Annotated in this window: 22 protein-coding genes; 19 read left to right on the top strand and 3 right to left on the bottom strand. The window is 70.8% G+C overall.

Features of this window, described 5'->3' with window-relative positions; genetic code table 11:
- The first annotated feature begins 94 nt into the window (after window positions 1-94).
- From ABB07_RS14250 to ABB07_RS14235, 4 genes are all read left to right on the top strand, one after another.
- The gene (locus ABB07_RS14250; protein WP_208903436.1) at window positions 95-1132 is read left to right on the top strand and encodes a sugar kinase; all 1038 of its coding nucleotides are present in this window, start codon (window positions 95-97) and stop codon (window positions 1130-1132) included.
- A complete protein-coding gene (locus tag ABB07_RS14245; RefSeq protein WP_208899067.1) occupies window positions 1129-1890 on the top strand; it encodes an IclR family transcriptional regulator in 762 nt (253 codons plus the stop codon). Before ABB07_RS14250 ends, ABB07_RS14245 begins: the two co-directional genes overlap by 4 nt.
- A gap of 16 nt (window positions 1891-1906) precedes the next feature.
- Window positions 1907-2317, top strand: a complete 411-nt coding sequence (locus ABB07_RS14240) for a RidA family protein (protein WP_208899066.1) — start codon at window positions 1907-1909, stop codon at window positions 2315-2317.
- Window positions 2318-2439: 122 nt separating this feature from the next.
- Entirely contained in the window at window positions 2440-3933 is a 1494-nt protein-coding gene (locus ABB07_RS14235) for a GntP family permease (protein ID WP_208899065.1), read from the top strand.
- Window positions 3934-4034: 101 nt separating this feature from the next.
- On the opposite strand, the gene ABB07_RS14230 is transcribed toward ABB07_RS14235, so the two are convergent.
- Window positions 4035-5189: an RNA-guided endonuclease InsQ/TnpB family protein gene (locus tag ABB07_RS14230; RefSeq protein ID WP_208903435.1), complete on the bottom strand. Its 1155-nt coding sequence runs from the start codon at window positions 5187-5189 to the stop codon at window positions 4035-4037.
- A gap of 230 nt (window positions 5190-5419) precedes the next feature.
- On the opposite strand from ABB07_RS14230, the gene ABB07_RS14225 reads away from it, so the two are divergent.
- A complete protein-coding gene (locus ABB07_RS14225; protein ID WP_244189354.1) occupies window positions 5420-6019 on the top strand; it encodes a hypothetical protein in 600 nt (199 codons plus the stop codon).
- Window positions 6020-6118: 99 nt separating this feature from the next.
- On the opposite strand, the gene ABB07_RS14220 is transcribed toward ABB07_RS14225, so the two are convergent.
- Window positions 6119-7843: a chitinase gene (locus ABB07_RS14220; protein ID WP_208899064.1), complete on the bottom strand. Its 1725-nt coding sequence runs from the start codon at window positions 7841-7843 to the stop codon at window positions 6119-6121.
- A gap of 314 nt (window positions 7844-8157) precedes the next feature.
- Between ABB07_RS14220 and ABB07_RS14215 the strand changes: the two genes are divergently transcribed.
- The 14 genes from ABB07_RS14215 to ABB07_RS14150 all read left to right on the top strand — a co-directional run bounded on the left by ABB07_RS14215 (window position 8158) and on the right by ABB07_RS14150 (window position 19374).
- Window positions 8158-9039 (top strand): hypothetical protein, encoded by an 882-nt coding sequence (locus ABB07_RS14215; RefSeq protein WP_208899063.1) that lies wholly within the window; start codon window positions 8158-8160, stop codon window positions 9037-9039.
- 58 nt (window positions 9040-9097) lie between these two features.
- Window positions 9098-9805: a Flp pilus assembly protein CpaB gene (gene cpaB, locus ABB07_RS14210; RefSeq protein ID WP_208899062.1), complete on the top strand. Its 708-nt coding sequence runs from the start codon at window positions 9098-9100 to the stop codon at window positions 9803-9805.
- Window positions 9806-9820: 15 nt separating this feature from the next.
- The gene (locus ABB07_RS14205; protein WP_208899061.1) at window positions 9821-11062 is read left to right on the top strand and encodes a CpaE/TadZ family protein; all 1242 of its coding nucleotides are present in this window, start codon (window positions 9821-9823) and stop codon (window positions 11060-11062) included.
- 7 nt (window positions 11063-11069) lie between these two features.
- Entirely contained in the window at window positions 11070-11462 is a 393-nt protein-coding gene (locus tag ABB07_RS14200) for a TadE/TadG family type IV pilus assembly protein (RefSeq protein ID WP_208899060.1), read from the top strand.
- Between the two features lies 1 nt (window position 11463).
- Window positions 11464-11814 carry a TadE/TadG family type IV pilus assembly protein gene (locus ABB07_RS14195; protein WP_208899059.1) on the top strand — a complete coding sequence of 117 codons (351 nt, stop codon included), beginning with the start codon at window positions 11464-11466 and terminating at the stop codon, window positions 11812-11814.
- A gap of 16 nt (window positions 11815-11830) precedes the next feature.
- Complete coding sequence (locus tag ABB07_RS14190) at window positions 11831-13168, top strand: TadA family conjugal transfer-associated ATPase (RefSeq protein ID WP_208899058.1); 1338 nt, start codon at window positions 11831-11833, stop codon at window positions 13166-13168.
- Window positions 13169-13175: 7 nt separating this feature from the next.
- Complete coding sequence (locus ABB07_RS14185; protein ID WP_208899057.1) at window positions 13176-14120, top strand: type II secretion system F family protein; 945 nt, start codon at window positions 13176-13178, stop codon at window positions 14118-14120.
- Between the two features lie 17 nt (window positions 14121-14137).
- The gene (locus ABB07_RS14180; protein WP_208903433.1) at window positions 14138-15025 is read left to right on the top strand and encodes a DUF5936 domain-containing protein; all 888 of its coding nucleotides are present in this window, start codon (window positions 14138-14140) and stop codon (window positions 15023-15025) included.
- Window positions 15026-15085: 60 nt separating this feature from the next.
- The gene (locus tag ABB07_RS14175; RefSeq protein WP_208903432.1) at window positions 15086-16468 is read left to right on the top strand and encodes a sensor histidine kinase; all 1383 of its coding nucleotides are present in this window, start codon (window positions 15086-15088) and stop codon (window positions 16466-16468) included.
- Between the two features lie 11 nt (window positions 16469-16479).
- Window positions 16480-17235, top strand: a complete 756-nt coding sequence (locus ABB07_RS14170; RefSeq protein ID WP_208899056.1) for a response regulator — start codon at window positions 16480-16482, stop codon at window positions 17233-17235.
- 125 nt (window positions 17236-17360) lie between these two features.
- Complete coding sequence (locus ABB07_RS14165; RefSeq protein ID WP_208903431.1) at window positions 17361-17558, top strand: Flp family type IVb pilin; 198 nt, start codon at window positions 17361-17363, stop codon at window positions 17556-17558.
- Entirely contained in the window at window positions 17555-18151 is a 597-nt protein-coding gene (locus ABB07_RS14160) for a pilus assembly protein TadG-related protein (protein ID WP_208903430.1), read from the top strand. Before ABB07_RS14165 ends, ABB07_RS14160 begins: the two co-directional genes overlap by 4 nt.
- Window positions 18152-18167: 16 nt before the next feature.
- Window positions 18168-18752, top strand: a complete 585-nt coding sequence (locus ABB07_RS14155; protein ID WP_208899055.1) for a hypothetical protein — start codon at window positions 18168-18170, stop codon at window positions 18750-18752.
- 7 nt (window positions 18753-18759) lie between these two features.
- Entirely contained in the window at window positions 18760-19374 is a 615-nt protein-coding gene (locus tag ABB07_RS14150; RefSeq protein ID WP_208899054.1) for an OmpA family protein, read from the top strand.
- A gap of 27 nt (window positions 19375-19401) precedes the next feature.
- On the opposite strand, the gene ABB07_RS14145 is transcribed toward ABB07_RS14150, so the two are convergent.
- On the bottom strand, window positions 19402-19938 hold the full coding sequence (locus ABB07_RS14145) for a hypothetical protein (protein ID WP_208899053.1): 537 nt from the start codon (window positions 19936-19938) through the stop codon (window positions 19402-19404).
- Between the last annotated feature and the right edge of the window lie 9 nt (window positions 19939-19947).

The raw sequence follows: 19947 nt of genomic DNA, 5'->3' as shown, positions 1-19947 counted from the left end.
CGACGCCGGGTCAACGGAGCCGCTACCCGGGTATCGGACAGGAGTCATCATCAAGGACGCTGCTTACCCCGTGAAGGGTTCGGCCGTGCGGGATGTGGACGTGGACGTGGTCGCGCTCGGCGAGTCCATGGTCACCTTCCTGCCCAGCCGGCCGGGCCGCCTCGCGGACGTGCCCTCCTTCGACCGCGCGATCGGCGGCGCCGAGTCCAACGTGGCCTGCGTGCTGGCCGCCGCCGGGCACACCGCCCGCTGGATCGGCCGGGTCGGCGCGGACGGCTTCGGCGACCACCTGGTGGAGTGCATCGCCGGGTACGGCGTCGACGTCTCGTCCGTCTCCCGCGACCCGGCGCGGCCGACGGGGGTGTACTTCCGTACCGCAGGCGACCGGGGCACGGGTGCGCACGAGGTGGCGTACTACCGGGCCGGCTCGGCGGCCTCGGCGATGTCGGTGGGAAACGTGGACCTCCGCGCGGTACGGGCGGGCCGCGTGCTGCACCTGTCGGGGATCACGGCCGCACTGTCCGGCGCGTGCCTCGACCTGATGCGTGAGCTGACGGCACCCCGCCCCGGCCGTCCGCTGGTCTCCTTCGACGTCAACTACCGGCCCGCGCTGTGGCGCGGCGCCGACGGACCGCGCGTCCTGCTGGACCTGGCGCGGCGCGCGGACATCGTGTTCGTGGGGGACGACGAGGCCCGCGACGCCTGGGGGCTGCACGGCGGACGGTCCATCGCCGGGGCGCTGCCCGAGCCGGCGATGGTCGTCGTCAAGCGGGGCAAGGCCGGCGCGACCGCCTTCGGCAGGACCGGCGACGGTACGGAGGACGCCGACGGCACCGCGACGTTCGTCCGCGCTCCCCAGGTGGACGTCGTCGCCCACGTCGGCGCGGGAGACGCCTTCGCCGCCGGCTTCCTTTCCGCCACCCTCCGCGACCTGCCCGTACGGGACCGCCTCCGCCACGGCCACCTCTTCGCCGCCGCCGCCCTCACCACCCCCGGCGACCTGGCCACGCCCCCCGCCCGGGACCACGCCGACCGCCTGACCGCCCTGGACGACACCGCATGGGGGAGACTTCGACTCGCCCCCGGCTGGACGCAGGCCGAGCGGGCAACGGAGGAGGCGAACACCCCATGAGCCAGACCGTAGACCGCGCCCTGAGCATCCTGCCGCTCCTCGCCGAGGGCCCCGCGGACCTCGGCCAGGTGGCCGACCGCCTGGGCGTGCACAAATCCACGGCGCTCCGCCTCCTGCGCACCCTGCACGAGCACGGCCTGGTCTACCGCCAGTCCGACCAGCGCTACCGCCTCGGCGCCCGGCTCTTCGCCCTCGCCCAGGAGGCGATGGAGAACCTCGACATCCGCGAGATCGCCCACCCCCACCTGGTACGGCTGAACGAGGCCTGCGGCCACACCGTGCACCTCGCCGTGTACGAGGAGGGCGAGGTCCTCTACATCGACAAGGTGGACAGCCGCTACCCGGTCCGCATGTACTCGCGGATCGGCAAGCCCGTCGCCATCACCGTCGCGGCCGTGGCCAAACTCCTCCTCGCCGACCTGCCCGAACCCGAGCGCCGCGCCCTCGCGGACAAGCTCGAATACCCCCTGTACACGCCCCGTTCGACCGCCAACGCCCCCGCTTTCCTGCGGGAGTTGGAGAAGGTCCGCGAACAGGGCTGGGCCACCGACCTCGGTGGCCACGAGGAGTCCATCAACTGCGTCGCCGCCCCCATCCGCGGCGCCGACGGCCGCGTGGTCGCCGCGATGTCGGTGTCCGCGCCGAACGTGGTCGTCACCGCCGAGGAACTCCTCACCCTGCTCCCGCAGGTCCGCCGTACCGCGGACGCGATCAGCGGCGAGTACTCCGGAAGAACGCCAGTGGGCGACCCCGAATGACAGACGAGGACCGTGCATGACCGAGAAGACCGCCCTCACCCCGAAGACCCACACCACCCCGCCCGCCAAGTTCTCCCACGGCGTGAAGAAGGGCAACATCCTCCAGGTCGCCGGCCAGGTCGGCTTCCTGCCCGCCGAGGAGGGCAGGCCCCCGACTCCGGCCGGTCCCACCCTGCGCGAGCAGACCCTCCAGACCCTCGCCAACGTCAAGGCGATCCTCGAAGAGGGCGGCGCGAGCTGGGACGACGTGATGATGATCCGCGTCTACCTCACCGACGTGGACCACTTCGCCGAGATGAACGAGATCTACAACGCCTACTTCGAGGAGCAGGGCCTCACCCAGCCGCCCGCCGCCCGGACCACGGTCTACGTCGGTCTCCCGGCCGGCCTCCTCATCGAGATCGACGCGCTCGCCGTACTCGGCTGAGCGCCTGACGGTCCCCCACCTCCCGCACGCCCCCTCCCGGTACGGCGGCCCCCACCCCCGGGCCGCCGCACCGCGATCCACCCTGCCCGAAAGCACCATGAACTTAAGCAGAGGACCCCCGTATGTCCTTCATCCCCTTGGCTGCTGCCACGCCCGCCACCCCACCCCACACCGGAGGCCTGCTCCTCCTCCTGCACGGCACCCCCGGCCTCCTCACGGTCGCGGCCCTCGGCATAGCTCTGCTGCTGTTCCTGATCATCAAGGTCCGGCTGCAGCCCTTCGTGGCCCTCCTGGCCGTCTCCATAGCCGTGGGCCTGCTGGCCGGCCTGTCGGTCACCGAGCTCTTCGGCACGGTCCAGCGTTCCGACGCCGTCTCCACCGTCGAGTCCGGCATGGGCGGCATCCTCGGCCACGTCGCGATCATCATCGGGCTCGGTACGATGCTCGGCGCGATCCTGGAGGTCAGCGGCGGCGCGGAGGTGCTGGCGGCCCGCCTGCTCGGCCTGTTCGGCGAAGAGCGCGCCCCCCTGGCCATGGGCCTGACGGGCCTGATCTTCGGCATCCCGGTCTTCTTCGACGTGGGCATCTTCGTCCTGGCCCCGCTCGTCTACGCGGCGGCCAAGCGGGGCGGCAAGTCGATCCTGCTCTACTGCCTGCCCCTGCTGGCGGGCCTCTCCATGACCCACGCCTTCCTGCCCCCGCACCCCGGCCCGGTCGCCGCCGCGGGCCTCCTCCACGTCCAGCTCGGCTGGATCATCCTCATGGGCATCGTCTGCGGCATCCCGGCCGTACTGGCCGCCTGGGCGTACTCCGCCTGGATCGGACAGCGGATCTTCGTCGCCGTACCGCAGGACATGGTCGAGGCGGCCCAGGAGGCGAAGGGGGCGGTCGTGGCCGAACAGCGCGCCCAGGGAGTGGAGCCCCAGGAGCGTCCGGTGCCGCTCACCACGGTCCTGGCCATCATCGGCACACCCCTCATCCTGATCCTCGTGGCCACCTTCTCCTCGATCGCCCTGGACCCGTCCCCCACCCGCTCGGTCCTGGAGTTCTTCGGCCACCCCTTCGTGGCCCTGACCCTGGCCCTGCTCCTCGCCTACTACCTCCTGGGCATCCGCCGCGGCTGGTCCCGCAAGTCCCTGGAGGCGGTGTCCACTTCCTCCCTCAAGCCGGTCGGCAACATCCTGCTGGTGGTGGGCGCCGGCGGGGTCTTCGGCGCCGTACTGAAGGCGAGCGGGGTGGCCCAGGCGTTGTCGGACACGTTCCATGGCGTAGGCCTGCCGGTGATCGTCCTGGCGTACCTGATCTCGCTGGTCCTGCGGGTGGCGCAGGGCTCGGCGACGGTGGCGATCGTGACGACGGCGGGCATCGTGGCGCCCCTGCTCTCGGCGGGCCACCATTCCCAGCCCTTCGTGGCCCTGGTCATCATGGCCATCTCCGCGGGCTCCATCTTCGCGTCCCATGTCAACGACGGCGGCTTCTGGATGGTGGCCAAGTACTTCGGCATCAGCGAACGCGACACGCTGCGCACCTGGACGGTCCTGGAGTCGGTGCTGTCGGTGACGGGGTTCGCGGTGGCGGCGGTGGTCGGTTTGTTCGTGTCACCTTCTTGGCCGTGAACGACCGAGCTTGTGTTCGCGGTTGTTCACACCTTGTCGCGCTCCCGACTGCCCCCTACGACAGGACGGTCACGGGTCGCATCCACCCACCCCCCCGATGGTCAGGGGGAGGATGCGGGTGCGGTGACAAGCACCCACGCCGAGCGTGCGCGATCGCGCACGTTGACCCCGGCGACGACATCGGCCGGGCCAGCGAGCCCGCACCGACGACAGCGGAAAAGGTCCCGGTCGGGCCGGTTGGCCCGCTCGGTGTGGCCGCAGCGCGGGCAGCGTTGCGAGGTATGGCGCGCGTCCACCTCGAGGAACGGCACCCCGGCCTTCTTGGCCTTGTAGGCGAGGTGCTGTCCGAGCCGGTGGAAGGGCCAGGCGGAGAGGGTGCCCCGCTGGTCGCGGCGTAGCCGTACCCGCTCGCGGATCCCGCCGAGTTCCTCGACGGCGATCCCGCGACCGGTGCGTTGTGCGACGGACACGATCTCCTTGCTGATGCGGTGGTTCACGTGGGTGGCATGGCGCTGCTCCTTCTGTCTCCGGCGGGCCAGGCGGCGGGTGGCCGAGCGCGTCTGTTTCCGCTGGAGTTCGGCACGCTTGCGGGCCTGCCAGCGCCGGTAGCGCGTCAGGCGGCGGCCTTGGTGATTGGTGCCGTCGGACGTAGTGGCCAGGTTCACGATGCCGCGGTCCACTCCGATCCAGTCGACCGGCTCATACACGTGCGGATCGGGGATCTCACATGTGGCGACCAGGAACCACTTGCCGCCGCGCCGGACGAGGTCACTCTCGCCCTTGCGGCACGTCACGAGCGTCTTGAGCCGATCGGGCGAGCAGGCGAACCGGATCCCCTTCGTCCGCCCGTCCACGGTCCAGATGGAGACGGTGCGTGCGTCGTACTGCCAGGACAGGCAGCGGTCGTCGAACGGCTGGGCCGCCTCCGGCCGGAAGACGATCGGCGTGCTGACCGCCTTGCGGTACCGCTTGGAGGTGGGCGGGCCGAAACGCCCCGCCCGCAGGTTGGCTTTCAGTGACGCGTAGGCGTCGACGACCTTCTTCACCGTCCTCACCACCGGCTGCGCCGACAGCCCGAACGTTGCCTTCAGATCCGCGTACACCTCCTTCTGCAGACCGTTGCGGTCCTTGATGTCCTGGGCAAAGCCAATCTGCGAGGCGTAGGTGGCGGCCCGATTGCAGGCGCGCAGGGTCGACTCCAGAGCCGACGCCTGCTCGGGCGTCGGCAGCAGTTTCACCTGGATCACCAGCTTCATGGCATCGGACCGTAGTACGGCCACCGAAAACGTGAACGCATCTTTCTCGGATGTCGCCAATTCGGATGATCTATGCGATGACTGTTCGCATTCTCGGGCTTCACGGAGTGTTGGGTAGAGGCGTTTCACGGCGTGAGAGAGCGGTTGTGGTGACGCTCCGCGTTGCTGGAGTGAAAGGGGATGAGCGGGCTGACTGGTTCCGGCACAGGGAAGTCGTCCATACTGCCGCCGTGGAGCAGCGCATAGGAGCGAGCAGCAAGCCGTACGGGGCCGAGCCGTTGAAGGCCGAGCCCGTGACGGGCGCCGGTTTCGACCCGGCGTTCATCCCCGGGATCACGGCCCCGGCACCGGCGAAGTCCGACGAGCCGGAGGACGCGGTGGTGCCGGCGGATTCGCCGGATTCGCCGGAGCCGGAGGACGCGAAGGCGCCCGAGGAGACCACGGAGCCCGACGGGACCCACGAGACCGACGTGACCGCGGAGTCCGGCGAGACCACGGACGGCGACGGCCCGGACAACGGCCCCGAGGACGGCCCGGTCTTCGAGGCCGCCGACCGCCGCGCGAGGATCGTGGCCGACCGCAAGGGCGTCCGCCTCCGTCTGGACGAGGAGTCCTGCGAGTTCCGCTGGGACGAGATCGCGGCGGTGGAGACGGAGACCCCCCGCTTCGGCAAGCGCTACACGATCACCGTCCACACGCCCGAGCGCCGCTGGTATCCCATCGAGATCGAGGCGACGTCGAAGTCCCTCTTCAAGGAGTGGGACGACCAGCTGGACGCGGTCCTGGACGCGTACTTCGAGGAAGGCTCCGCGGCGGAAGAGTCCGCATAGGCGTCCGGCCCCGGCGACGGCGGACTCGTGTGATCACGCCCGGGCCGCTGAAGGCCCGGGCGTCGGTGTCATCGGTCGGATGTCATGCCACGTGTCATGTCACGGCAGCGCATGCACATGCGCCCCCACCCCGTTCGACCACGCGTTGCCCGCCGACGCGTCCCAGTTCGTCGACCAGGTCATCGCGCCCCGCAGGTCGGGATAGGTCTTGGCGGGCTTGAAGGTGCCGCAGTTGGTGCCGGCCGTCAGGCAGTCCAGGGCGTTGTTCACCACGGTGGGGGACACGTAGCCGCTGCCCGCCGCGCTCGTGGAGGCCGGGAGGCCGAGGCCCACCTGGGACGGGGCCAGGCCGCCCTGGAGCTGGATGCAGGCGAGGGCGGTGAGGAAGTCGACCGAGCCCTGGCTGTAGACCTTGCCGTCGCAGCCCAGCATGGAACCGCTGTTGTAGTACTGCATGTTGACGACCGTGAGGATGTCCTTCACGTTCAGCGCCGTCTGGAAGTACGCGTTCGACGTCGACTGCATGTCGATCGTCTGCGGGGCCATCGTGATGATCAGGGACGAGCCCGCCTTGGCCGACAGGGCGCGCAGGGCCTGTGTCATGTAGGTCGCGTTGAGGCCGTTCTCCAGGTCGATGTCCACGCCGTCGAAGCCGTACGTCTGCATGAGGGAGTAGACCGAGTTCGCGAAGTTCGTCGCCGACGTCGAGTCGCTGATCGACACCGTGCCGTTCTGGCCGCCGATCGAGATGACGACCTTCTTGCCGGCCGCCTGCTTGGCCTTGATGTCCGCCTTGAACTGGTCCACCGTGTAGCCGCCCAGGCCGGACGAGTCCAGGTTGAAGGTCACGGCACCCGGAGTCGACGTGGCGTCCGCGAAGGCCACCGCGATGATGTCGTACGAGGAGGGGACGTCCGACAGTTTCTGGACCGTCGCGCCGTTGTTGAAGTTCTGCCAGTAGCCGGTCACCGCGTGCTTGGGCACGGAGCCACCGCCGCCACCGCTGCTGCCCCCGGAGGACGTCGTGGCCGTCACCGCCGCCGACTTCGCCGATTCGCCCGCCGTGTTGGTCGCCGTCACCTGGAAGGAGTACGACGTGGACGCCGTCAGGCCCGTCACCGTGGCCGACGTTCCCGTCACCGCCGTCACCTTCGTGCCGTCGCGGTAGACGTTGTAGCCCGTGGCGCCCGTCACCGGGGACCAGGACAGCGACGCGGAGGAGGACGTCGTACCGGAGACCGTCAGGCCGGCCGGAGCCGCCGGGACCGTGGGGGCCGGGTCACCGCCGCCTCCGCCGTCGGGGCCGTAGACCGAGACGTCGTCGGCGTAGTAGGCCGCCTGGCCGTACCAGCCGTGCGTGTAGACCGTGACCGAGGTCGTCGACGCGCCCGTGGTGAAGGTCGTCGACAGCTGCTTCCAGGCGGAGGTGTCCGGCGTCCACGTGGACACGTCCGTCGTGCCCGTGCCGGTCACGCCCAGGTAGGAGTAGCCACCCTGGACCCAGGCGCTGAGGGTGTACGTCGAGTTGGGCTTGACCGCGACCGTCTGGGTGCACTGGGCGTCGTCCTGGCCGGCCGGGGTCGCCTTCAGGGCGGAGGAGCCGGAGTGCACCGGGGAGGAGACCGTCGTGCCGCTGCCGGCCGTGCAGGTCCAGTTGGACAGGCCCGACTCGAAGCCCGCGTTCCTGACGTTGTTGACGTCCGCCGCGGAGGCCGGGCCCGCGGCCGCGGTGAGGCCGGCCACGGAGAGGGCCAGGGCCGTGGCGGCGGACCACAGGGTGATTCGCCGTCCACGGGGTCTGGGTATGCCTGGTGCATGGTCCACTGGGGCCTCCGGTGGGGAAGGGGGCTTCGGCGAGGGCGCCTTGGCGTGGGAGGGGAAGGGAGGGGAGAGATGCGGTGGCCACCGTTGGGCATACAAGTTGGTCCAGACCAATCCGGGTGTCAAGAGGTCCAGACCAAAACCGTTTCCGGATCGCGGCTCAAGCTGTCCGGATATGGCCCAAGTTGTGACCGGAGAGTTCCACGCGAGCTTCACAAACGCTGTTCTCCGGCCATACGGCCGTGGATACAGTGCTCACGTAGTCACGCAGTGAAGTCGTCCTGGCGCACGGGAGTCACCTCCGTGGGCCGGCGGGTGTGAAGAGCGGGGAGCTGCGCGTGCCAACTGCCATTGCCGTGACCAGTGCCGACATGGCGCTGCCGGCGCAGGACGAACGGACCATGCCGGCCGTCGTGCTCGGCGGCCTCGACCAGCGGCCCCTGGAGCACGCGCTCACCGAACTCCACACCCTGACCGAGCAGTACGGATACGTCATCGTCGTCTGCTCGACCGCGACCCCCGAGCCCGTCGTGCGGCGGCTGCACACCCTGCGCTCGCTGCTGGAGAGCGACCGCATCGCCGTCTTCCGGCCCGAACTGCCGCCCCTCGGCATCGCCGTGCTCGCCCGGCAGCTGCGGCAGCTGGCCTCCTGCGACCTCAGTCCGGGCGTCCTCGCCTCCGCCGGGCGCCTGCTCACCCACTACATCCACGCCGGGGCCGTCCTCGCCTCGGTCGCCAGGCTGGACCGGGTGCCGGTCGGACTGAAGGCGCACGCCAAGTCCTGGGTGCCCGGCAGCCAGTTCGCCGTGCTCGCGCACCCCGAGCCGCAGCTCGTGCGCACCGGTCCCGGTGTCACGCTCAAGGGCCCCGAGTTCACCACCTGGATGCTCGTCGCCAAGGGGCAGCTGCCGGGGGACTGGGTCGCCGGTCTCGCGGGGCAGTGGAGCGTGCACGGGCTGCGCGAGGTCCCGCTGCCCGCCGAGTCCCCGGTGTGGTGGGGGACGGGCCGCATGACCGAGTTCTGCAGCTACCTCGCCGATCTGTCCGTTCTGTACCAGCTGGTGACCTCGGTGCGGCAGACCGCCTGCCACTGGTGCGGCCTGGACGTCATCGGCGACCGCTGCGTCTTCTGCTCCGCCACCCCGCCCGCCCGCGAACCCGCCGCGCCCCGCGCCCTGGAACAGCGCACGCCCGCCTGACCCGACCCGCACGTCCCCAGTCCGCTCGACCGATTCCCCCAATGAGGTTGCACGGTTCATGAACTCCCGTCAGCGCCGCGGCGTGATACTCCTGATCCTCTCGGTCCTGTGCGCTCTCGGCGCGTTCGCCGGCGTGCTCTCCGTCGTCCACAACGTCGATTCCAAGGTCGGGCCCGAGGTCACCGCCTACCGGGTGCGGTCCGACGTGAAGCCGTACACCACCCTCGGCGCCGGTCAGTTCGAGAAGATCAAGATGCCCAGGCGGTGGCTGTCCGGCAACGCGGTCACCGACCTGCGGCAGATCCAGGGCAAGATCGCCGTCACCACCCTGCGCGCGGGCTCCCTGCTGCAGACCGACATGATCGTCGACCAGCCCGCCCTCCAGCCCGGACAGCAGGAGGTCGCCATCATGATCGACGCGGCGACCGGCGTGGCGGGGAAGATCACCCCGGGATCGCACGTCAACGTGTACGCCACCTTCGCCGGGAAGAAGGAGGGCGACCCGGACCAGTCGAAGATCATCGTCGCCAACGCCCGGGTCCTCGACGTCGGCCAGATCACCGCCCTCGACCCGGACCAGAGCAAGAACCAGCAGCAGCCCAGCCAGGCCGTCCCCATCACCTTCGCGCTGTCCACCCTCGACGCCCAGCGCATCACCTACGCCGAGTCCTTCGCCCAGCGCGTCCGGCTCGCGCTGGTGGCGCCCGGCAGCGAGACCAGCGTCCCGGACCGGGACCGCACCTACGAACTCGCGACGGACAAGTGAGAGGCGGTGGCCCGCATGCCGACCAGGATCCTCCCGGCGGGAGCCGACCCGGACGCCGTACGCTCCCTCACCACCCTGCTCAGCCAGCTCCCCGACGCCGAACCACAGCCACCGGTCGGCGACTCCACCCAGCTCGTCGACACCCTCGCCCGGCTCGCCGCCGAGTCCGTGGACGAACTCCCCGAAGTCGTCGTCGTCCACGAGCGCATCGGACCGGTCCCGGCCCTGGAGCTGATCCGCGAGGTCGCCCTCCGGTTCCCCGCCGTCGGCGTCATCCTCGTCACCACCGACGCCGGCCCCGGCCTGTTCTCCGCCGCCATGGACTCCGGCGCCCGCGGCCTGGTCGCGCTCCCGCTGTCGTACGAGGAACTCGCCAGCCGGGTCCAGGCGGTCGCCCAGTGGTCGACGGGCGTACGGCGCCATCTCGGGCACGGCGCCTCCGACATGCTCGGCGGGGTCGGCGGCACGGTCGTCACGGTCAGCGGCGCCAAGGGGGGCACCGGTGCGACGCTGACGGCGCTCCACCTGGCCCTCGCCGCACAGGCCTCCGGCCGGGCGACGGCCCTGGTCGACCTCGACCTGCAGACCGGGGACATCGCCTCCTACCTGGACATCCAGTTCCGGCGGTCCGTGGCCGACCTCGCCGCCATCACCGACATCTCCCCCCGCGTCCTCGCCGACGCCCTCTTCCGCCACGACACCGGGCTCGCCCTGCTCCTCGCGCCCGGCGAGGGCGAGCGCGGCGAGGAGGTCACCGACCGCGCCGCCCGGCAGATCGTCAGCGCCCTGCGCTCCCGCTACGAGGTGGTCGTCGTCGACTGCGGCGCCCAGCTGAGCGGTGCGGGCGCCGCCGTGGTGGAGATGGCCGACATCGCACTGCTCCTCACCACGCCGGACGTCATCGCCGTCCGCGCCGCCAAGCGGACCGTACGGATGTGGGACCGGCTGCAGATCCGCAAGGCCGAGGAGACCACGGTGGTCGTCAACCGGCACAGCCGCAGTACGGAGATCCAGCCCGCGCTCGTGCAGCGCATCACCGGGACCGCGCTCGCGCGTACGGCGATTCCCGCCAACTTCAAGGAACTTCAGGCCGTTGTGGACGCCGGCCGGGTCCATGAGCTCGACAGCAAGAGCACGGTGAAGCAGGCGCTGTGGGGGCTCGCGGGGGAGCTGGGGCTGGTGAAGGCGGCCGAGGGGGCCGCGGGCCATCGGGGGAGCGGGCGTGGTCCGGGCGGATTCCGGCGGCGGAAGGAGTGAGTGCTCCATGAGAAGGCCGGGTGGGGACCGGGAGCGGGACCGGGGGCAGGTCAGCATCGAGTTTCTCGGGATGACGCCGCTGATCATCCTGACGCTGGTGCTCCTGTGGCAGGCCGTGCTCGTCGGGTACACCTTCACGCTCGCCGGGAATGCCGCGGACGAGGGGGTGCGGGCGGGGACGGCGGCGCCGCAGGGTGGTGCGCGGCAGGCGGCCTGCTCGGCGGCCGGGCTGAGGCACCTGTCGGCGGCGTGGCGCGGGGACGCCACGGTGACGTGCAGCCAGTCCGGCTATGTCACGGCCGATGTCTCCCTCAAGGTGCCCGTTCTCTTCCCCGGCGTGATCTCCTTCCCCGCCACGGTGCACGGCCACGCCGGTGCCGTCGAGGAGGTGAAGCGCTGAGATGTCCCCTCGCCGGAGCAGCGACCGGGGCCAAGTCGCCATCGAGTACCTCGGGTTCATCCCGGTCCTGCTGATCGTGGCCATGGCCGGCATCCAGATCGGGGCCGTCGCCTATGCCGCCGAGCAGGCCAGTACGGCGGCCCGGGCCGGGGCGCGGGCGGCCTCTCTGCGGCAGGACGCCCAGCAGGCCTGCTCCGAGGCCGTCAGCGGCGGACTCACGGTGACCTGTGCGACCGGGGGCGGAGGAGACGGCTCCGTGACCGTCACCGCCACGGTGAACATCCCCCGGATCGTCCCCGGCTGGCCCCTCGACCCCGCCGTCAAGTCCGCCACCATGCCGCTCGACCACTGACCGAGGAGGTGCCGACATGAGCCTGCGGGCACGCATCAGCACTCCGGAGGAGCACGGCAGCCGGGGCGAGGACGGGCATCTGGTCGCCTCCTACCGGGCCAAGCTGCTGGAGGAGATCGACCTCGCGGAGATGAGCTCGCTCGCCGCGGCCGAGCGCCGGGCGCGCCTGGAGCGGGTGCTCGGGCACATCATCAGCCGTGAGGGCCCGGTGCTGTCGACGGTCGAGCGCGCGCAGCTGATCCGCCGGGTGGTGGACGAGGCGCTGGGCCTCGGCATCCTGGAGCCGCTGCTGGAGGACGCGTCGATCACCGAGATCATGGTGAACGGCCCCGACGCGATCTTCGTCGAGCGGGGCGGCCGCGTCGAGCAGCTGCCGCTGCGGTTCGCCTCCGCGGACCAGCTGATGCAGACCATCGAGCGGATCGTGTCCACCGTCAACCGGCGGGTGGACGAGTCGAACCCGATGGTGGACGCCCGCCTGCCCTCCGGCGAGCGCGTCAACGTCATCATCCCGCCCCTGTCGCTGACCGGACCGATCCTCACCATCCGCCGCTTCCCGCGCTCCTTCACCCTCCAGGAGCTGGTCGCCTTCGGCTCCCTGGACGAGCCCATGGTGTATCTGCTGGCGGGGCTGGTGCAGGCGAAGTTCAACATCATCGTCTCGGGCGCCACGGGCACGGGGAAGACGACCCTGCTGAACGCGCTCTCGGGTCTGATCCCGTCCCACGAACGCATCATCACCATCGAGGACTCCGCCGAGCTCCAGCTCCAGCAGACGCACGTGGTCCGGCTGGAGTCGCGGCCGCCGAACGTCGAGGGCAAGGGCCAGGTCACCATCCGCGACCTGGTCCGCAACTCCCTGCGCATGCGCCCGGACCGGATCGTGGTCGGCGAGGTCCGCGGCGGCGAGTCCCTCGACATGCTCCAGGCGATGTCGACGGGCCACGACGGCTCGCTGGCCACCGTGCACGCCAACAGCGCCGAGGACGCCCTGACCCGGCTGCAGACCCTCGCCTCCATGTCCGACGTAGAGGTGCCCTTCGTGGCCCTGCACGACCAGATCAACAGCGCGGTCGACGTCATCGTCCAGCTCACCCGCTTCGCCGACGGCGCCCGCCGGATCACCGAGATCGCGCTGCTCGACAGCCACGGCGGGGAGCCGTACCGGATCGCGACCGTGGCCCGGTTCGACGCCCGGCCCATGACCCCGGACGGCCGCGTGTACGGCAGCTTCCAGTACTTCCCGATGCCCCGCCGTACCGCCGACCGCCTCTACATGGCGAGCCAGCCCATCCCGCAGGCCTTCGGAGTCGCCCACTCCGTGGACCAGCTCGCCACCCGAGAAGCCAGGTAGGCCACCCATGGAACTCCACACCCTCGTCCAGCTCACCACCGGCGTGACGCTGCTGACCTGCGTCCTGGCGGTGGCCGGCGTGCACGCCTACGCCGCGGGCCGGGCCCAGCGCGCCGCGCTCGTGGACCGTCTCACCCACACCGGCCCGGCCCCGGCGACCGGCCGCACGCGCCGCTTCCGCGACCTGGACCGGCGGCTGCGCCGTACCCGTCTCGGCCGCCGGCTGGAACTGCGCCTGGCGGCCACCGGCCTGGACGTCACCCCGGGCGAGTTCTTCGTCTACATGCTCGCCGCCATCGCCGCGCTCTGGCTGATCGGCCAGGCCACCCTGGCCCCCTTCTTCGGCCCCCTCGCCGGCCTGCTCGGCATCTGGGCAGCGGTCCAGTTCCTCAACTGGCAACGCCAGAAACGCATCGAGCGGTTCATCAACCAGCTCCCCGAACTCGCCCGCATCCTGGCCAACGCCACCCAGGCGGGACTCGCCCTGCGCACCGCGATCGGCATGGCGGCCGAGGAGCTGGAGGCCCCGGCGGGCGAGGAACTGGCCAAGGTGTCGGACCAGCTGGCCATCGGCCACTCCCTCGACGACGCGCTCGGCGAGCTGGCCGACCGCCTCCCCTCCCGCGAACTGGTCGTCCTGGTCACCACCCTGGTGCTGTCGAACAGAGCGGGCGGCCAGGTGGTGAGCGCCCTGCGGAACCTCACCGAGACCCTGGAGGAACGCAAGGAGACCCGCCGCGAGATCCGCACCCAGCTGAGTCAGGTGACGATGACGTCGTACGCCGTCCCCGTCCTGGGCGTGGGCGCGCTGTTCCTGATGAACGGGGTGAAGGACGGCGCGCTGGCCCGCATGACCGGCTCACCGGTCGGCCAGGCTTGCGTCCTGATCGCCTTCGCGATGTACGCGGTCGGATTCGTCCTCATCCGGCGCCTGAGCCGGATCGACGTGTGAGGGAGGGCGGCCCGGTGATCGGATTCCTGCTCGCCCTGCTGATGGGCCTCGGCGTCTGGGGTGCCTTCGCGGGCATCCGGATGTACCGGGCGGACGCGAAACTCCCCGGTGACCTGGCGGTGGCCCTGGAGGTCGGCGCCACCCGCACCGGCGCGGTCGGCTCGGTCATCGACCGGATGGGCATGCGCTACGCCCCCGCCGTGCTGCGCCTGATGGGCCCGCGCCTGGTGGCCAAGTACCGCCGCAGGATCGACCTCGCCGGCAACCCCGGCGGCCTGACCATCGACCGCTACGCGGCCCGGCGGGCGGTGTACGGCGCGCTGGGCGCGGTCGGCTGCCTGGTGTTCCTGCTGCGGGGCCAGTGGTTCGTGGCCGTACTGCTCCTGTTGTTCGGCGCGTTCTGGACGGAGGTCGGCATCTGGTCGGCGATCCGGGTCCGCAAGGACGTCATCGAGCGCACGCTGCCGGACTTCCTGGACGTGCTGGCGGTGGTGGTCAGCGCGGGGCTGGGCTTCCGCCAGGCCCTGGACCGCGTCGCCTCCCGCTACGAGGGCCCCTGGGCGGACGAACTGCGCATCACCCTGCGCCAGATGGACCTGGGCATGAGCCGCCGCCAGGCCTTCGCGGAGCTCCGCCGGCGCAACGACTCCGAACAGGTGGCGATGTTCGTGACCGCACTGCAGCAGGGGGAGGAACTGGGCGCACCGATCGTCGACACCCTCGTCTCCCTGGCCAAGGACATGCGCCGCACCGACGCGCAGAACGCCCGCCGCAAGGCCGCCCGCGCGGTGCCCAAGGCCACGCTGATGATCACCACCTTCATGGTCCCGGCCACGATGCTGCTGCTGGGCGCCGGCCTGATCCTCGGTTCCGGCGTGGACTTCGGCTCGCTGACGGGGAAGTGAGCGGACGTGACGGTGACGGGGCTGACGGGGCGCGGGGGAGGGACGTTCCTCGGCGGCAGGATGAGAGAGGTCCTCGGCCGGCTCCGGGAGCGGTCCAGGGCCGCCACGGGCCGCCTTGCCGTGCGCCGGAGGACGGCGGCCGGTACCGCACCCGCTCCCGAACCCTCCGAGAAGATCCAGATCAGCGCGCTGCAGGCGATGTGCCGGCAGGTCTTCGGCTTCCGCCTCGCCATGATCGCCCTGGCCGCCCCCGCCGCCCTGCTCCACGCGGCCCCCGGCCTGGGCGCCCGCCTGGTGGGCGCGGCCGTGGTCGTCACCTTCATGGTGTCGTACGTCCTGTTCCGCGACTGGGAGCGCTTCGGCCCGCTCCTCCTGCGCCACCCCAGCCTCCTGGCCGCCGACACCCTCTTCGGCTCGTTCCTCCTGATCTCGGCGGGCCCGGACACCACCCTCGCCTACGTCAGCGTCTGCACCCCGCTCCTGGCGGGCCTCGTCTACAGCTGGCGCGGCGCCGCGTTCTTCGCCTCCCTCCAGTCCCTGATCCTGCTGCTCGTCCACGCCACCCTGAAGGCCGACCGCCACGCCCCGGTGGCGGAAGCGCTCCTCCTGCCCGGCCTGTGCGTCATCGCCGGTGCCATGGGCTCGACCCTGCGCAATCTCATGCTCCGCTTCGGCGCCGCGACCCAGGCCCTCACGACGGTCCAGGCGCGCCTCGCGGCGGCGGAGGCGGTGAGCGCCGAACGCGCCCGGCTGGCCCGCGAGATGCACGACTCCGTGGCCAAGACCCTGTACGGCGTCGCCCTCGCGGCGGACGGCCTGGCGGCCACGGCCTCGGCCGACGCCCCCGACCCCGGCCGCATCCGGCAGCAGGCGGAACTGGTGTCCCGCTCGGCGCGCAGGGCGGCGGCGGAGTCGCGGGAACTCCTCACGGACCTGCGCCGACAGCAGCCGGACCGGCTCGACGCGGGCGGCGTCGACGGCGGGGGTACGACGGTCTGGCACGAACTGACGGAGACGGCCGACCACTTCACGGCCCGCACGGGTCTGCGGGTCACCTGCCCCGACCTGGACCCGAACCATCTCCCGTCACTGGCCGCCCCCCTGGCCCGGCACCTCCTCGCCATCACCACGGAAGCGCTGGAGAACGCCTACCGCCACGCGCGCGCCACCCACGTGGAGGTACGGGCGGCCGTGCACGGAGGCCTGCTCCGCCTCACGATCCACGACGACGGCCGTGGCCTCCCGCCCGGCACCACCCTCGAACGGCTCCGCGACTCCGGCCACTTCGGCCTGCTCGGCATGGTGGAGCGGGCCGCGCAGGTGGGCGCCCGGATCCGCATCGGCCGGGGCGGCCACGAACGGGGCACGGAGGTGCGCGTGGAACTCCCTCTGCCTCCCCTGCCGTCGCCCAACGGCCCCGACCCCGCACCCCGGAACCCCTGAGAGGAGGCACCATGCAGCACACCCATCCCTGGCCGGAGGCCGCCGCGCCACCGCCTTCCCCGCCCCTGCGTCTGCTGGTGGCCGACGACAACCCCGTGGTCCGGGCGGGCCTGACGGCACTGCTCTCCGGCCGCGAGGACACCACGGTGGTGGCGGAGGCGACGGACGGCCGCGAGGCGTACGAGGCGGCCGTACGACACCGCCCGGACGTCATCCTCCTCGACGTCCGCATGCCCGGGGTCGACGGAATCTCGGCGTTGCCGCACCTGGTACGGCTGGCGCCGGTCATGATGCTCACCTACAGCCACGAGACGGAGACCGTGCGGGAGGCGTTGCGGCTGGGGGCCGGGGGATATCTGGTCCACGGCGAGTTCACGACGGAGCAGCTGGTGCGCGCGGTACGGGATGTCCGGGAGGGCCGGCCACATGTGACCCCGGGGGCGGCGAAGGCGTTGCTGACGGAGTTGCTGGGGAGTGCACCTGCACACACGGAACCTCAACAACCGGACTTCCTAAGGGAAAACTCCACCAAAGGCCTTTCGCACCTGCAACCCACCATGGGACAGTCATTCCGTTCGAGTTTCCGGCTGAGCACAAGGGAGGCGGAGATCATGGACCTCATCGCGTCCGGCATGACCAACCAGCAGATCGCCGCCGCCTGCTTCATCTCCGAGAAGACGGTCAAGAACCACATCAACCGCATCTTCGCCAAGCTCCAGACCACCACCCGGTCCCAGGCGGCGGCGAAGTGGCTGGGGGTGGCCTGAGGTGGGGGCGTGGGGGTGCGGACGGCAGGGGGAATGGGTCCGGGGTTGGGCCCTGGGGCCCTTGGGTGGCGCGAGCGCCGGGCCGTACGTTGCCGAGATCGGAGGCGAGTCCGGAGGGGACCACCATGAACAACTGGTTCAACACCACCGTCGCGTATCTGCAGGCCCGAGTCGCTCGCAGCGACAGGGGGCAGACCGCGGTGGAGTACCTGGGCATCATCGCGGTGGTGGTGGCGATCGTGTTGGCGATCACGGGCACGAGCATCGGGCAGACGATCTTCGACGCGATCACCAACAAGATCGCGCAGGTAACCGGCGGCTGATCCTTCCGAGCGGCGACGCAGGGCAGGCCTTCCCCATCTACATCACGGTGGTGGCAGGCCTGCTCTTTCTTGCGTTGGCCTACCTCGCGGTCGGCCAGGCCACGGTGAACCGGAGCAGTGCGCAGACGGCTGCGGACGCGGCGGCGCTGGCGGCTGCCCAGAAGACCCGTGACCAGCTCGCGGGCATATGGGTGGACGATGTACGCGACCCGACCAAATGGCAGGCCGTCTTCGCCGGTCAGGGTGGTGAGGACTTCTGCTCGCGGGCCGGCCAACTCGCCGGGCAGAACGGTGCGACGGCGCAGTGCCAGTTCCAGCCACCCCTGAGCTACACGGTCGAGGTCAAGACGAACAAGCCCGTGGGTGACTCCGTCGTACCCGGTACCGAGAACGTGCATTCGACCGCGCACGCGACGGCCGTGATCGAACCTCTCTGCAAGCCCCCCGACGCCGGTGCCAAGGGCGATGCTCTGCCCCAACTCATCTGCCGGGACAAGGTGTGGGACCTGAAGCCGGATGATCCGTCTGGACTGCCGAAGCCCAATGACCTCTTCGACGTCCACCTGGCCGACTCACCAGCGAACGATCAATGACGAAGGAAGCGGAGCGATGAGCATTCGGTTCACTGCGCAGGCCCGCAGGGGGATGGTCGCATTGGCCGTTGCGGCTGGTCTGGCCGTCGGTGTGGCCGGCTGCGGTGGAAGCGGCGGTGGCGACGACATGAAGCCGGGCAGCTCGGCATCCGCTTCCAGGACAGGCGGCTCCAACCCGACCGCGCAGGAGGGTCAGTCGGACCAGCCGCTGGCCGAGTTGAAGGGGTCGGACGGCCTGCTCCTCCAGATCACCTCGGCACAGCGCGATACGGGCGGTTTCGTCTCGATCAATGGCACACTGAAAAACGACGGGGCCCAGACCGTTGCGATTCCCTCGGCCCTGAGCGGCAACGAAACCGAGATCATCAAGAACGGCAGATCTCTGGGCGGGGCCACCTTGGTCGATGCGCAGGGCAAGAAGCGGTACTACGTGCTGCGGGACACCGAAGGCCGCCCGCTGACGACCACCGGCTTCTCGACACTCAAGGCCGGCGAAACCCTGGCCGTCTTCATGCAGTTCCCAGCCCCACCCGCGAACACCACCGACGTGGAGTTCCAGCTGCCCACCTTCGCCTCCGCCACCATCAAGATCTCCGGGTGAGGCCGAAGTGACCCCCACCCGTCTCGCCCTCACCCTCACCGCCGTAACCCTCCTCCTCACCGCCACCCCCGCGAGGGCCGACGGCACGGACCCCAGTCAGCCCCCGGACACCGCGCCCTCCGCGGCCGCCCCGGTGAAGATCGACCCCACCGATCCCGACCTCAAGCTCCCCGAAGGCGCCACTCTCGCCGCGCCCAAGGTGCTGGACATCAAGTCGGTCGTGGAGGACCAGAGCGGGGACGAGCGGCGGGAGGACACCAACGCCGACGTGACGTTCGCGCTCCAGGCCGAGGTCCTCTTCAGCAAGGACAGCGCGAAGCTCAGCGACGAGGCGAAGTCCCGCATCGCCACCATCGCCGGGGAGATCAAGAAGCAGAACGCGACCCAGGTCCGCGTCTTCGGCTTCACGGACAACCTCGGCTCGTCCGCCCACGGCGACGTCCTCTCCAGGCAGCGCGCCAACGCCGTACAGGCCGTCCTGGACCAGGACCTGAACGACCCGAACATCACCTTCGAGGTCCGGGGCTACGGCGAGCAGTACCCGATCGCCGACAACTCGACGGAGGAGGGCCGCAGGAAGAACCGCCGGGTGGAGGTGTCGTTCCCGCGTACGCAGGAGTGACGGGCACTCACCCACCTCGTAGCCGAACTAAACGGCTCCGTGCAGGTACACCTGGTCGTGCTGCGCGTCGACGGGGTGGACGGCGATGTTCAGCCAGTTCAGGTCTCCCTCACAGACTGTGCACACCGGCCCTTCGGTGACGTCGGCGAGTGTCTCCGGCTCCTTCAGACCGAGGTGGGCAAAGGGGGTGGTCGGCGACTGTCCCGTCCCCGAGGTAAGGGGGGCGTTCCGGTGCAACAGGGAGCTCTCGGGACCCAGCTTCGCAATGAAGGCCTTGGTGTCGGCCTTGGGCAGCGTGAAGGCGAGCAGCACGCCGTCGTCCTGGAACCCCCTCTGGTAAGCGGCCCTGAGGTCGGTGGCCCGCGCCGGGATCGTGACGTTCATGTCCCGGGCGACCTGCGCGGGGGTCGTGCCTTCGACCCAGTACGGGATGCGCCGTCCGCCGGCGGACCCCTCCCGCACCGAGGTCCCTGGTGCGGGTGACGAGGAACAGGCGGTCAGCGAGCAGGCCAGGGCGGCGCACAGCACGCCGAGGAGCGCCCGGCGTGGGCGCGCGGAGGGCACAGGGAGAGC

The sequence above is a fragment of the Streptomyces incarnatus genome, from assembly GCF_001027185.1.
GTDB classification, from domain to species: domain Bacteria; phylum Actinomycetota; class Actinomycetes; order Streptomycetales; family Streptomycetaceae; genus Streptomyces; species Streptomyces puniciscabiei.
This window is presented reverse-complemented; position numbering and strand designations above follow the sequence as displayed.